A 12,031-nucleotide genomic window follows, 5' to 3' on the forward strand; every position below is an offset into this window, starting at 1 on the left:
GTCCGCCTCCTCGACCTCCCGCCGCCCCGATCAGGGCCGGGGCCGCGGCCCGAGCAGGACCGCCCGGGCCGCGGCGAGGCGTTCCGCGTCCTCGCGGCCCGGTGCCGGGGCGCCCGTCAACGCGTCTGCCCAGTCGAGGAGTCGAACCGTCCGGGGGTCGGGGGCGGTGGGGGCGAGGCGGGCCCTGCCCGAGACGACCTCGCCGCCGGTGCCGTCGATGGTGACCAGGGTGCCCTCCGGCACTTCACGGGAACCGATCCGGGCGCCGGCGGCGTCGACGGTGAGGTCCGCGGCGCCGACCACGGCCGGCCGGCCCAGCGACCGGGCCACCACCGCCGCATGGCTGGTCGGCCCGCCGCGGGCGGTGACCACGCCGGTGGCGGCGGCCAGGCCGTGCAGGTCGAGGGGGGAGGTCTCGGGACGCACCAGGACGACCGGGCCCCTCGCGGCGAGGCGCACCGCGGCGTCGGCGGTGGTCGCGACCCGGCCGACGGCGACCCCGGGCGAGGCGCCGAGGCCCCGGGTGAGGAGGTCCGGCCCGCCCGGGGCGGCCAGCCGCGGGGTGCGCGCCTGCCGGAGGTGGTGCGGGGAGACCCGGAGGACCGCCTCGTCCCGTCCGATCAGACCGGCCTCGGCGAGGTCGACGGCGACCCGGACCGCGCCGCGGCCGACGAACCCGCCGGGGCGCGCCTGGAGCAGCCAGAGCCGGCCCGTCTCGAAGGTGAACTCGACGTGACAGGCGTCGCGGTGGTGGGTCTCCAGCCGGTGGAGGGCCTCCCGCAGCGGGGTCCACACGGCGGGTTCCCGTTCGGCGAGTGCGGACAGGTCGGCGGTCCGGGACCGGCCGGAGACCACCTCGTCGCCCTGGCTCCCGAACAGGACCTCGCCGAACGGGCCGGGCGCCCCGGTGGTGGGGTCGCGGCTGAACGCGACGCCGGAGCCGCTGCGCCGGTCCCGGTTGCCGTACACCATGGCCTGCACGGTCACGGCGGTGCCCAGGTCGTCGGCGATGCCGTGCAGTTCCCGGTAGGTCCGGGCGCGCGGGGTGTGCCAGGAGGCGAACACAGCGGCCACCGCGAGCAGCAGTTGGCGGACCGGGTCCTTCGGTACGGGGCTGCCGCTGCGCTCGTGGACGAGCCGTTCGACGTCCTCGACCGCCGCGCCGAGGCGGTCCTCGTCGGCGTCCCGGTCGGCGGTGGCGCGGGCGCCCGCCAGGGCCTGCGGGGGGACGCCGGCGACCTCCGCGGCGTAGCCGAGCAGGAACCGCAGCCGCGCCTCGTGGGCGAACCGGGGGTCGCCGGTCTCCTCGGCCAGTGCGGCGGTGGTCCCGGCGGTGAGTCCGAGGTTGAGGACCGTGCTCATCATGCCGGGCATGGAGGTGCCCGCGCCGGAACGGACGGAGACGGTCAACGGCCGTCCGTGGCCGCCGAAGGCGCGGCCGGTGGCGGCTTCGAGGTCGGCGACGGCCGTCGCCAGTTCGGCGGCGAGGCCGTCCGGGAGCCGTCCGGTGCGCAGGAACGCCCGGCACGCCCCGGTGCCGATGACGAACCCCGGAGGCACCGGGAGCCCCAGGCGCCGCAGGACGATCAGCCCGTGCGCCTTGCCGCCGAGGGCCTCCGCCCCGCCCTCGACCTCGGGCGCGAGCGGCCGGATCCAGCTCACCGCGGGCCCGAACCGGTGCGGTCGGACGGGGGTTCGGCGGTCCAGCCCCGGGGGATGCCGAGGGTGGCCAGCAGGTCCTCGTGCAGGTGGAACCAGACGGTGTGGTACGAGGCGAGGTCGTCGGTCAGGTACTCCCACTCGCCGCCCCCGGCCCGGGCCAGGGCGTCGGCGAGCCGGGCCCGGTAGTGCCCGAACCGCGCCAGCACCGCGGCCAGTTCCGTGCAGACGGGCTCCGCGCGACGGTGCAGGTCGACGAACCGGTGCAGGACCCGGGCGTCGTGGGCGGGGTCGGTGTGGTCGTTGGCCGTCAGGGTGCCGTCGACGGTGCGGGTCTGCCAGGCCGTGCACAGGTCGAGCAGTTCGGGGTTGAGGACGAGGAACCGTTCGAAGGCGGCGGTCACCGCGGACCGGGCGTCGGCCGCGTCCAGTTCCTCGGCGATGCGTGCGGCGTCCGCGGCCCGGCCGGGGTCGGTGAGGGACCAGCCGCCGAAGGGGCCGGCGGTGCGGGTGACGAGCCCGGACACGGCCAGGTCGATCAGCTCGGACTCGGCCTCCGCCTCGGGCAGCCCGGTGGCGGCGGCCAGCCGTGCGGTGCCCGAGGTGCCCGTGCAGCGCAGGGCGTGCAGGACCAGCAGGTCGCGGGGGGTCGGGTGCGGTGCGACGGGCAGGGTCACGGGGCGGCCCCTTCGGGTGCGGTGCGGACGGCGGTCGTGGCGGCGGCGTGGGCGGCGCCGCGGCCCGCGGCGCGGGCGACCAGCACGCCGCGGTGGACGCGCACCGCGCACTCGGTGCCGTCGTCGGGGTCGGGGACGCCGAGGACCGCGGCCAGCAGGCCCTGGTCGTCGAGGACCAGGCGCGGGCCCGGTCGGACGGCCGGCGGGAACACGCGCCGCAGGTCGTGGGCGATTTCCCCGATCCGCAGGCGGACCAGGCGCCCGGTCCCGGCGGGGTCCGCCGTGGTCACGGCGATCGTGACCCGGTCGTCGGCGTGCGCGGCGCGCACGGCCTCCTCCGCGGCTTCTAGCCGGTGGGTGCCCAGGACCACGACCACCCCGTCCTCCTCCGCGGTGACCGGGACGCCGGTGATCAGGTCCCGGAGCCCTCCGGGCGGGCGCCACGGTTCCGCACCGGCGCGGGCCGGTCGGACGTGCGGCAGGTGCGGGGGGTCCCAGGCGTCGGCGAGGTCGAGCCCGCCCAGGTGGGCGCAGGCCCGGGCGATGTCGAAGGGGTCGCCGTGGCCGAGGGCGGGATCGACCAACGCCCCGGGACCGTCCACCAGCCGTAGGACCAGTTCGGCCCGCCGCACCTGCCGCCCGGCCGGCTCGGGTGCGGCCGCCTCCAGGGCGAGGGCCAGCAACAGCGCTTCCAGTCGGGCCAGTTGCCCGAACGCGGTACGGATCGGTTCGTCGTCCAGCACCCCGACCAGCGAACGGGAGGAGGCCGGTTCCCCGGTGAGGGGCAGCCGTTCGAGCCGGGTGCGGGCGAACCCGGCCAGCGCCTCCCCCGTCGACGGGGGGACGGACCGTGCCGGGTGCGGAGCGCCGGCGGGTTCGGCCGCCTCCAGCAGCACCGCGAGGTAGAGGGCGCGTTTGCTCGGGAAGTTCGAGTACACCGCGCCCCGGGTCAACTCCGCCCGTTCGGCGATGTCGTCGACCTTCGCCGCCGCGTACCCGCGCACGAGGAACTCCTCCCGTGCCGCGGCCAGCACCGTCGCGCGGGTGCGCTCCTGCTGTTGGGCCCGGGTCAGTCGCACCATCCGTCGCCCCTTCCTCGTGACTTCATACACCCGGAGGATACGCAGAACATCGGGATGATGTCATCATCCGAATGCCGAGGACGGATGGCGACCGGGCCCCCTCTCCGCGCCTTCGCGCCTGCGGTGACAGCGCGTGTGCGGGTGACGGGAAGGGGCCCGCCTGGCCGACACCCGGCGTGCCGGGTCGCTTCCCCGTGGTGATGATCCGAGGTGGAGGGGGTCACTGGAAGGAAACGGATGAAGCACGCACGGATACGCGGCCCCCTGGCCGCCGCAGCCGTTCTCGCCCTCGGCATATCACTCGCCGGCGCCGCCGTCACCGGCGGCGATCCCGCCGGTGGGACCGGTACGGACGTCTCCGGTCAGGACGGCTCCGCGCCGCCCACGGGACGGTTCACCAAGCGGGTCGTGGCGACCGGCCTCGACAACCCGTACGAGATCGTCAGGGCGCCCGACGGGGCCCTCTGGGCCACCGAGAAGAGCGGCAAGAAGGTCACCCGCGTCGACCCGGCGTCCGGCGCCAAGACCACCCTGCTCAGCCTGCCGAAGGCGGTGCACAGCCAAGGCGGACAAGACGGAGTGCTCGGCCTCGCCCTGGAGGAACGACCGAAGGGCGCAGGGCTGTACGCGTACGTCGCGTACAGCCACGACATCGACCCCACCCCGGTCGTGCAGGCCCGCACGAAGATCGAGCGCTACACCTACGACGCCGACGCGCAACGGTTGGAGGACCCGAAGACCGTCATCGCCGGGATGCCGTCCGGCAACGACCACCAGTCCGCGCGGCTCCGTCTGGGCCCGGACGGCAAGCTCTACTACACCATCGGCGACCAGGGCACGAACCAGTTCGGGAACTTCTGCCGACGCAACTACGCCCAACGGCTGCCCACCGCAGAGGAGGTGCGGACCAGGGACTGGATCGCCTACCAGGGCAAGACCCTGCGGCTGAACACCGACGGTTCCGTCCCCTCGGAGAATCCGGTCCTCGACGGCGTGCGCAGTCACGTCTACACCTACGGGCACCGCAACGCCCAGGGACTCGCCTTCGGTCCCGACGGCACGCTCTACCAGAACGACCAGGGTCCGAAGACCGACGACGAGATCAACATCCTGCGCAAGGGCGCCAACTACGGCTGGCCCGACGTCGCGGGCTACCGCGACGACAAGGCGTACGTCTACGGCAACTGGTCCGCCTCCTGGCCGACCCCCTGCGACGAGCTGACCTTCAGCGACTTCGAGATCCCCGAGACGGTCCCCGTGCAGCAGGAGACCGACTTCACCCAGCCCTTCGTGCCACCCGTCCGCACCTTCGGCACCGTGGACACGGGCTACAACTTCAAGGACCCCAAGTGCGCCGAGGGCGAGCTGTGGGCCGTGTGCTGGCCCACCATCGCGCCCTCCAGCTTCGAGCACTACGGAAGCTCCAGGAAGGCCGGCGAACCCGGCCCGGGCATCCCCGGCTGGAGCGACTCGCTGGTGATGACCACCCTCAAGGACGGCACCGTCTACCGGGTCGACTTCGCGGAGAACGGTCAGGACCTCCGTGGGGTCGTCAAGCTCTTCAGTGAGCAGAACCGCTTCCGCGACGCGGAGTTCAGCGCCGACGGCAAGTCGATCTTCGTCGCCACCGACGTCGCGGGCATCGTCCGCGACGGGCGGGGCGCGCCGGCGTCCGGCCCCCTGGAGAACCCGGGCTCGATCATCGAGTACCGCTGGCAGCCCTGAGACACCGCCGGTGCGGTGAGCGGAGCGTCCGGACGGGGTGACCTCCCGACTCCGCCACGAGGGACCGGTGTCGGTGCGGAGCCCCGAGGGCTCCCCGCCGGCACCGGTCGTCCTGCGCCGCTGCGGGCCTCGTCCCCGACCCGGTCGGCGACGGCGCCCCCGACGAAGGCGGCGACGGGGCCGCGAGGCGCGCTCACTCCTCCTCCCCCTCCCACCCCATGAAGTAGTGGGTGTCCAGCCGGGTCGTGGGGAAGCCCACCTGCTCGTCCACCAGCATCCGCAACAGGAACTCGCCGACTCCGCAGTCGAAGCGCTCCCATGCGCCGTACTCCCCCACCAGGACCGGCCAGTCGTCGGCGTCGGCCGCGCCCGTCTGCCAGACGAAGTCGAGGTCGCACTCCGAGGAGGCCCAGCGCAGCAGCCCGCCGGGGGCCGGGTAGACGGTGTGGGGCTCCCACAGGTCCGGGTACCGCGCGTCGACCTCGGCGGACAGCACGATCCCGCCGTCCGAGGGGTTGGGCGCGGTGAAGAGCACGTAGTCGTCGAAGGTCCCGTCGCCGAACAGGTCGGCGATCTCCTTGTAGTCGCGGGGCAGTGCGGTGCCGAGGGCCGCCTCCACGGCGGGCCAGTCGATGTCCGGCAGGGGTTGCGGGCACAGGCCGACGACGATCGCCAGCCGCTCGGCCCAGGAGGAGCCCGCCGGGAAGCCGCTGTGGGCCGGGTCGTCCCGGTGGGCGACGACGAGGACGGTGCGCGGACCGTCCGGGCGGTCGAGCCGCCCGAAGCCGACCGCGTGGGAGCGGTGGATCCACGCCCGCAGCTGGCGCAGTTCCGGGCCGAACGGCGCTACCAGGGTCGCCCCGGTGGAGTCGGTGAGCGTGGGGTCGACGAAGCCGTCCAGGACCAGGGACCGGGTCGTCCGCTTCGACGTGCCCGTGATCGCGGCGTCGAGCGCGGCCAGCGCGCCGCCGTCCGGATCGGGCACCTCGCGGATCACGGGCGCGCCCGGAGCGGGCGGCGGCCCGTCGATCAACTCCTGCGCGAAGTCGATGAGTTCATTGATCGTCACGAGCACACAGTCAAGCGGACCCCACTGACAGCCGCCCGCCGCCCGGTCCCGGTCGCTCAGCCCCCGTCGGGCGCGGCCCGCCGGCGGGTGAGCAGGACGAAGGCGGTGAGCGCGCAGAGTCCCGCGGCGAGCTGGACCAGGGCCATCGGGACGGCGGTGTCCTCGCCGGCGATGCCCACCAGCGGGGACGCGATCGCACCGATCAGGAAGGAGGAGGTGCCGAGCAGGGCGGAGGCGGAGCCGGCGGCGTGCCCGGCGCGCTGGAGGGCGAGCGTGTTGGCGTTCGGCAGCACCAGGCCCATCGCCGACATCAGCACGAACAGTCCGCCGGCCACCGGCAGCAACCCCGTCTCGCCGAACGCCCCGGAGGTGATCAGCAGGAGCGCCACGGCGGCGAGCGCGATCACCGTGAGCCCCAGCAGGAGCACCCGGTCCAGCCGGACCCGGCCCACCAGCAGCCGCCCGTTGACCTGGCCGACGATCACCAGCCCGACGGAGTTGAGGCCGAACAGCAGGGAGAAGGTCTGGGCGGAGGCCCCGTGGATCTCCTGGACGACGAAGGGCGAGGCGGACACGTAGGCGAACAGGGCGGCGAAGCCGAAGCCGCCGGCCAGGGTGTAGCCGGTGAACCGGGCGTCGCGGAGCAGGTCGCGCATGGTGCGCAGGGCCGCGGGGATGCCGCCGGAGTGGCGGCGCTCGACCGCGAGGGTCTCGGGGAGCCGGCGGTGCACGAGCAGGGTGAGCAGCACGCCGACCGCGGCCAGCACCCAGAACACGCCGCGCCAGTCGGTGAACAGGAGCACCTGGCTGCCGATGACGGGCCCGATGACGGGGGCGACTCCGGAGATCAGCATGAGGGTGGAGAAGAACCGGGCCATGGCATCGCCCTCGTACAGGTCCCGGACGACGGCGCGGGCGATGACGATGCCCGCGGCTCCGGCGAGGCCCTGGGCCAGGCGGAAGGCGATGAGGAGTTCGACGTTCGGGGCGAGCGCGCAGGCGGCGGTGGCCACGATGTAGACGATCATGCCGACCATCAGCGGACGCCGTCTGCCCCACTTGTCGCTCATGGGTCCGACGACGAGCTGGCCGAGCGCCATGCCGGCGAGACAGGCGGTGAGGGTGAGCTGGACGGTGGCGGCGGAGGCGCCGAGGACCCCGGTGACCTCCGGCAGGGCCGGCAGGTACATGTCCATCGAGAGCGGGGGGAGGGCGGTGAGGCCGCCGAGGACCAGGATCACCAGGAAGCCGGTGCGGCGCACGGCCGGGGGCACCGCTGCTCCGATCGCAGCGGCGCCCGCCACCGCCGGCCCGCCCGCGCCGAGGGGCGCCACGTCGAGGCGGGGGCCGGTGCCTATGTGCCCCGACCCCCGCTCCCCGTCCGGTGCGGCGGGGCCGTCCGGTGCGGTACCGCTGCGCTCGGGCATGCGTGGTCCTTTCGTCGGTGGGCCGTGACGGCCGTCACGGGGCGGGCCGTGGCCGACCGCCCCTGGAGTTCGTCGAATGCGCTCTCTATGCTCGCAGCACGGATCGGGTGGTTGGGACCGTTTGTCCCGTACCGCCCCCGTCGGCGTGGACGACGGCGGTACGGCGCGGGCCCGGTGCGCCGCGCGGGGAGCGCGGGACTTCGGGGCGGGCGCTGCCGCGTCACGCGCGGACGGAGGGGGCCGGATGGCCGGGACGGTCGGAGAACGGGTGCGCTGGGGGATCCTGGCGACGGGCGGCATCGCCGCGTCGTTCACCCGCGACCTGCTGGAGCTGCCGGACGCCGAGGTGGTGGCGGTGGCCTCGCGCACCGAGGAGGGCGCGCGGGCGTTCGCCGACCGGTTCGGGATACCGCGGGCCCACGGGGACTGGGCCTCGCTCGCCGCGGACGAGGACGTCGACGTGGTGTACGTGGCGACCCCGCACGCCGCGCACCGGGCCGCCGCCGGCCTGTGCCTGGAGGGCGGGCGTGCGGTGCTGTGCGAGAAGGCGTTCACGGTGAACGCGGCCGAGGCGGCGGAGCTGGTGGCGCTGGCGCGGGCACGGGGGCTGTTCCTGATGGAGGCCATGTGGACGTACTGCCATCCGCTGGTCCGCAGGATGCGGGAGCTGGTGGCGGACGGGGCGATCGGGGAGGTCCGCTCGGTGCACGCCGACTTCGGCATCGACGGCCCGTTCCCCGCGACGCACCGCCTGCGGGACCCGGCGCAGGGCGGTGGCGCACTACTGGACCTCGGGGTGTACCCGGTGTCGTTCGCCCACTTGTTCCTGGGCGCCCCTTCGGGGGTCAGCGCGCGGTCGGTGCTGTCCGAGGAGGGGGTGGACCTCCAGACGGCCGCGGTCCTGTCGTACGAGAGCGGGGCGCTCGCGGTGGTGCACTGCGCGTTGAACGCGCACACCCCGGTCACCGCCTCGGTCACCGGCACCGCGGGCCGGTTGGAGGTGCCGCACGGGTTCTTCCACCCGGACCGCTTCGTGCTCCACCGGAACGGCCGGGAACCGGAGACGGTGGTGGCGGACCCGCGGTGGGGTCGCCGGGACTCGCTGCACCACGAGGCCGTCGAGGTGACGCGCTGCCTGCGGGCGAAGGAGACCGAGTCGCCGCTCGTTCCGCTGGACGGGTCGCTGGCCGTGATGCGCACCCTGGACGCGATCCGCGCGCAGGTCGGCGTCCGCTATCCGGGCGAGGCCGGCTGATCGGTGGGCCGCGGTCACCCCCGAGCGCCCGGTTCACCCGTCCGGGCGAGTCGCCCTTCACGCGATCTCCACATATGGAATGTTGAACTCCGGGTGATGTTCCCCGGGAAGCCCATATGCTCATCATTCCTTCGGCAGCAATGCCATCAAACCTTCACACTTGGGGCCCGTGTTGCGTACCCGTTCCATCCTGCCCATAGCCGTCGCCGTCGCCGTCGCGGCACCGCTGCTCGCCGCCACCCCGGCCGCCGCGGCACCGCACCAGCGCGGGCTGCACTTCGGCACGATCCAGTACGACACCCCGGGCGCGGACCGGCGCACCAACACCGCGGTGAACGGCGAGTGGGTCAACATCCACAACAACTCGCGCTCCGCCGTCCAGCTCAAGGGCTACAAGGTGAAGGACAACAACGGTTACACCTACACCTTCGGCAGCTTCAAGCTCGGTGCCGGCAAGACCGTGAAGCTGCGCACCGGCAAGGGCGGCAACACCTCGACCACCCGCTACTGGGGCCGTTCCTGGTACGTCTGGAACAACACCAGCGACAAGGCCCGCCTGATCAAGCCGAACGGCTCGCTCCAGGACTCCTGCTCCTGGACCACCCGCGACCGCGGCACCAAGAACTGCCACTGAGCCACCACCGCGGGGCGGGTCGCCGGAACTGCGGAACCGCCCCGGGGGTGCCACCGTGGGAACGAAGGCCAGGCTCCGTGAGGAGGAAAGGCATGTCCCACTGTTCCCGTGTCCACCGCCGTGACCTGGGGCTCCTGCTGCTGCGGCTCGGCGTCGGCGGCGCCCTGGTGGCCCACGGCACGCAGAAGCTGTTCGGCTGGTTCGGCGGCGGCGGCATCGAGGGCACCAAGACCGCCATGGAGTCCATGGGGTACGAGCCCGGCAGACCCAGCGCGATCGCCTCCGGGCTCGCCGAGGCCGGCGGCGGCGCACTGCTGGCGCTCGGCCTGGCGACCCCGTTCGCCGGCGCCGCCGCCGCGGGCGGCATGGCGGGCGCCTCCGCGGTCCACGCGCCGCACGGCTTCTTCGCCTCCGAGGGCGGCTACGAGTTGCCCGTCACCTTCGGACTGGCCGGCGCCTCGCTGGCGCTCACCGGTGCCGGACGCTACTCGCTGGACCACGCCACCTGCCACGCCCTGGACCGCGACTGGATGGTCCCGCTGGCCCTTGCCGCGACCACCGTCGCGACCGTCTGCGTGGTGGGCTCCCGGCAACGCCGACTCGCGGCCGCCGACGGCCCCGAGGGCGACGAAGGGCCCGCCGGGTAGCCCTCCGCCCACCGCGAACACCGAGGCCGGGCCCCACCGCCCCCCGTAGGGTCGGGGGCATGAGTGAACACACGGGTGAGCGGTGGAGCGAACGGGCCCCCGGCGTACTGCGGTTGCCGTCCGGTCGGCTGGTGCGGGGACGCGGACTGCGGCACGGGCCGCCGGACGGGCCCGCCCCCGAGTACGGGGTGTACCTGTTGGGCTCGCCGCCGCCGGCCACCGACTGGCCGGCGGACTGGGTGCGTTGGCCCGACTTCCGGCTCCCCCGCGACCGGGCGGCGGCGGGCGAGGTGCTGGGACGGGTGTGGGAGCGCAGCGCCACCGAACGCGTCGAGGTGGCCTGCGGCGGCGGGCGGGGCCGCACCGGCACCGCACTGGCCTGCCTCGCCGTCCTGGACGGGGTCCCGGCGGACCGGGCGGTGGGGTACGTCCGCGCCCACTACGACCGCCGCGCCGTGGAGACGCCGTGGCAGAAGCGCTACGTGCGGAACTTCCCCCGGCCGCACTGACCCGCGGGCCGAGGGGGGCCGGACCGGGGCGACCGCCCACGGCGCCACCGTGACCACGGAGCCCCGGCCCCAGGGCGGACTCAGCGTCACGGTGTCCCTCCCCGGTGAGCGCGGGTCCGGCCCGGACCGGGTCCGTCCCGGGCGGGCCGCGGCCGGCGTCCGCCTGACGGCGGTCAGCGCCGGCCGGGGACGGGCTCCCGGGCCGCGTCCACGGGGAGCGCGCCGCCCGCGATCCCGGGTTCCCGGCCGGCGAAGAAGTCGAGGACCAGTTCGTTCAGCGCATCCGGCCGCTCCAGGTGGCCGTAGTGCCCGCAGTCGGCTAGTTCCCGGTAGTGGGCGCCCGGGATGGCGTCCGCGACCTCGCGGGACAGATGGGGGCGGATGACGAGGTCGTCCCGGAAGGCGACGACCAGGCAGGGGCGGCGCACGGTCCGGTAGGCGGGGAGCCGGTCGGGGATCTGGCTCACCGGCAACTGCCCGCGCACCGCGGCCGGGTCGACCCCGAGCAGTTCGAAGACCGTCAGCCAGTCCCGCAGCAGCGCCCCGTCGTTGAGGGTCCGCGGGGAGAGGTTCTGGAGCGCCGTCACGAAGGCCGCGTAGACGGGCGGCAGGGTGATCCCGCTGTCGGCGAGGGCGAGGTCCGCGGCGGCCATGGCCCGGACCACCTCGTCGGTCCGTCCGCCGGAGGCGATCAGGACGGCCTGGCGGACGAGTTCGGGCCGGGCCACCAGCAGTTCCTGCACGAGGATGCCGCCCAGTGAGTGCCCCACCACCCGGCAGGGGCCCGCCCCGAGGTGTTCGATCAGCCCGGCGAGGTCGGCCACCATGTCGTCCAGGGTGAAGCTGCGTTGGCCGGGTTCGTCGGGGGCCAGGCCCCGGTTGTCGAAGGTGATCACCCGGTGGCCGGCGGCCTTCAGGGCGGGCACCTGGTGGGTCCGCCAGACCCGGCCCGGGCTACCGGTGCCGGACACCAGCACCACCGGCTCCCCCGTGCCGTGGACCTCGTAGGCGAGGTCGATCCCGTTGATCCGCGCGCGCGGCATGGTCCGTTCCTTCCGGTCGGTCCTACGGCGTTCTTCCCCGGCGTGCGGGGCGGTGAACGCCCCCGGCGAGGTCCGCCGCCGGGCCGCGAGTGTCGTCTCGTCCGCGTCGAAGGGCACCCGGACCCGGGGGAAGAACCGTGCGGGGACGTCGACGTCCCCGTCCACGCGCAGCGAGTCGGCGATGACCTCGCGGATCAGTCCGAGCGCCGGGTCCGCGAGGCTGGCGTGGAGTGCGGCCCGGTGCAGGGGGCGGCGTGGTGCGCGGGATCGCCCGGCGAACGTCCGACGTCGATTTCGACGGTCA

Annotated in this window: 11 protein-coding genes; 5 read left to right on the forward strand and 6 right to left on the reverse strand. The window is 74.6% G+C overall.

Going from position 1 to position 12,031, the window contains the following annotated elements; translation table 11 throughout:
- Positions 1-30: 30 nt before the first annotated feature.
- From ACSMX9_RS06335 to ACSMX9_RS06345, 3 genes are read right to left on the reverse strand one after another with little or no spacing between them, the layout of a single operon-like run.
- Positions 31-1,662, reverse strand: coding sequence for a pyruvate, phosphate dikinase (locus tag ACSMX9_RS06335; protein ID WP_445400649.1), 1,632 nt, complete (start codon positions 1,660-1,662; stop codon positions 31-33).
- Positions 1,659-2,336 carry a transcriptional regulator gene (locus ACSMX9_RS06340; RefSeq protein ID WP_445400651.1) on the reverse strand — a complete coding sequence of 226 codons (678 nt, stop codon included), beginning with the start codon at positions 2,334-2,336 and terminating at the stop codon, positions 1,659-1,661. Before ACSMX9_RS06340 ends, ACSMX9_RS06335 begins: the two co-directional genes overlap by 4 nt.
- Positions 2,333-3,418, reverse strand: a complete 1,086-nt coding sequence (locus ACSMX9_RS06345; protein WP_445400653.1) for a TetR/AcrR family transcriptional regulator — start codon at positions 3,416-3,418, stop codon at positions 2,333-2,335. The genes ACSMX9_RS06340 and ACSMX9_RS06345 overlap by 4 nt, the downstream gene beginning before the upstream one ends.
- A gap of 237 nt (positions 3,419-3,655) precedes the next feature.
- Here ACSMX9_RS06345 and ACSMX9_RS06350 point away from each other — a divergent pair, with 237 nt between their 5' ends.
- Positions 3,656-5,143 carry a glucose/sorbosone family PQQ-dependent dehydrogenase gene (locus ACSMX9_RS06350; RefSeq protein WP_445400655.1) on the forward strand — a complete coding sequence of 496 codons (1,488 nt, stop codon included), beginning with the start codon at positions 3,656-3,658 and terminating at the stop codon, positions 5,141-5,143.
- Between the two features lie 193 nt (positions 5,144-5,336).
- Here the strand turns inward: ACSMX9_RS06350 and ACSMX9_RS06355 are convergent, their stop codons facing one another.
- Both ACSMX9_RS06355 and ACSMX9_RS06360 read right to left on the reverse strand, forming a co-directional pair.
- Positions 5,337-6,212: a hypothetical protein gene (locus ACSMX9_RS06355; RefSeq protein ID WP_445400659.1), complete on the reverse strand. Its 876-nt coding sequence runs from the start codon at positions 6,210-6,212 to the stop codon at positions 5,337-5,339.
- Between the two features lie 56 nt (positions 6,213-6,268).
- The gene (locus ACSMX9_RS06360) at positions 6,269-7,639 is read right to left on the reverse strand and encodes a Bcr/CflA family multidrug efflux MFS transporter (protein ID WP_445400661.1); all 1,371 of its coding nucleotides are present in this window, start codon (positions 7,637-7,639) and stop codon (positions 6,269-6,271) included.
- A gap of 244 nt (positions 7,640-7,883) precedes the next feature.
- Here ACSMX9_RS06360 and ACSMX9_RS06365 point away from each other — a divergent pair, with 244 nt between their 5' ends.
- The 4 genes from ACSMX9_RS06365 to ACSMX9_RS06380 all read left to right on the forward strand — a co-directional run bounded on the left by ACSMX9_RS06365 (position 7,884) and on the right by ACSMX9_RS06380 (position 10,684).
- Positions 7,884-8,894: a Gfo/Idh/MocA family protein gene (locus tag ACSMX9_RS06365; protein WP_445400663.1), complete on the forward strand. Its 1,011-nt coding sequence runs from the start codon at positions 7,884-7,886 to the stop codon at positions 8,892-8,894.
- Between the two features lie 172 nt (positions 8,895-9,066).
- Positions 9,067-9,528, forward strand: a complete 462-nt coding sequence (locus ACSMX9_RS06370) for a lamin tail domain-containing protein (RefSeq protein ID WP_445402913.1) — start codon at positions 9,067-9,069, stop codon at positions 9,526-9,528.
- Between the two features lie 92 nt (positions 9,529-9,620).
- Positions 9,621-10,175, forward strand: a complete 555-nt coding sequence (locus tag ACSMX9_RS06375; RefSeq protein WP_445400665.1) for a DoxX family protein — start codon at positions 9,621-9,623, stop codon at positions 10,173-10,175.
- A gap of 59 nt (positions 10,176-10,234) precedes the next feature.
- Positions 10,235-10,684 carry a phosphatase domain-containing protein gene (locus tag ACSMX9_RS06380; RefSeq protein WP_445400667.1) on the forward strand — a complete coding sequence of 150 codons (450 nt, stop codon included), beginning with the start codon at positions 10,235-10,237 and terminating at the stop codon, positions 10,682-10,684.
- 173 nt (positions 10,685-10,857) lie between these two features.
- Here the strand turns inward: ACSMX9_RS06380 and ACSMX9_RS06385 are convergent, their stop codons facing one another.
- Positions 10,858-11,727, reverse strand: coding sequence for an alpha/beta fold hydrolase (locus ACSMX9_RS06385; protein ID WP_445402914.1), 870 nt, complete (start codon positions 11,725-11,727; stop codon positions 10,858-10,860).
- Between the last annotated feature and the right edge of the window lie 304 nt (positions 11,728-12,031).

Source organism: Streptomyces sp. LE64, from assembly GCF_052606915.1.

Coding starts and splice junctions, on each gene's coding strand:
- ACSMX9_RS06375 (WP_445400665.1), top strand. CDS start 9,621: ATGTCCCACTGTTCCCGTGTCCACCGCCGTGACCTGGGGCTCCTGCTG.
- ACSMX9_RS06385 (WP_445402914.1), bottom strand. CDS start 11,727: ATGCCGCGCGCGCGGATCAACGGGATCGACCTCGCCTACGAGGTCCAC.
- ACSMX9_RS06345 (WP_445400653.1), bottom strand. CDS start 3,418: ATGGTGCGACTGACCCGGGCCCAACAGCAGGAGCGCACCCGCGCGACG.
- ACSMX9_RS06380 (WP_445400667.1), top strand. CDS start 10,235: ATGAGTGAACACACGGGTGAGCGGTGGAGCGAACGGGCCCCCGGCGTA.
- ACSMX9_RS06360 (WP_445400661.1), bottom strand. CDS start 7,639: ATGCCCGAGCGCAGCGGTACCGCACCGGACGGCCCCGCCGCACCGGAC.
- ACSMX9_RS06350 (WP_445400655.1), top strand. CDS start 3,656: ATGAAGCACGCACGGATACGCGGCCCCCTGGCCGCCGCAGCCGTTCTC.
- ACSMX9_RS06365 (WP_445400663.1), top strand. CDS start 7,884: ATGGCCGGGACGGTCGGAGAACGGGTGCGCTGGGGGATCCTGGCGACG.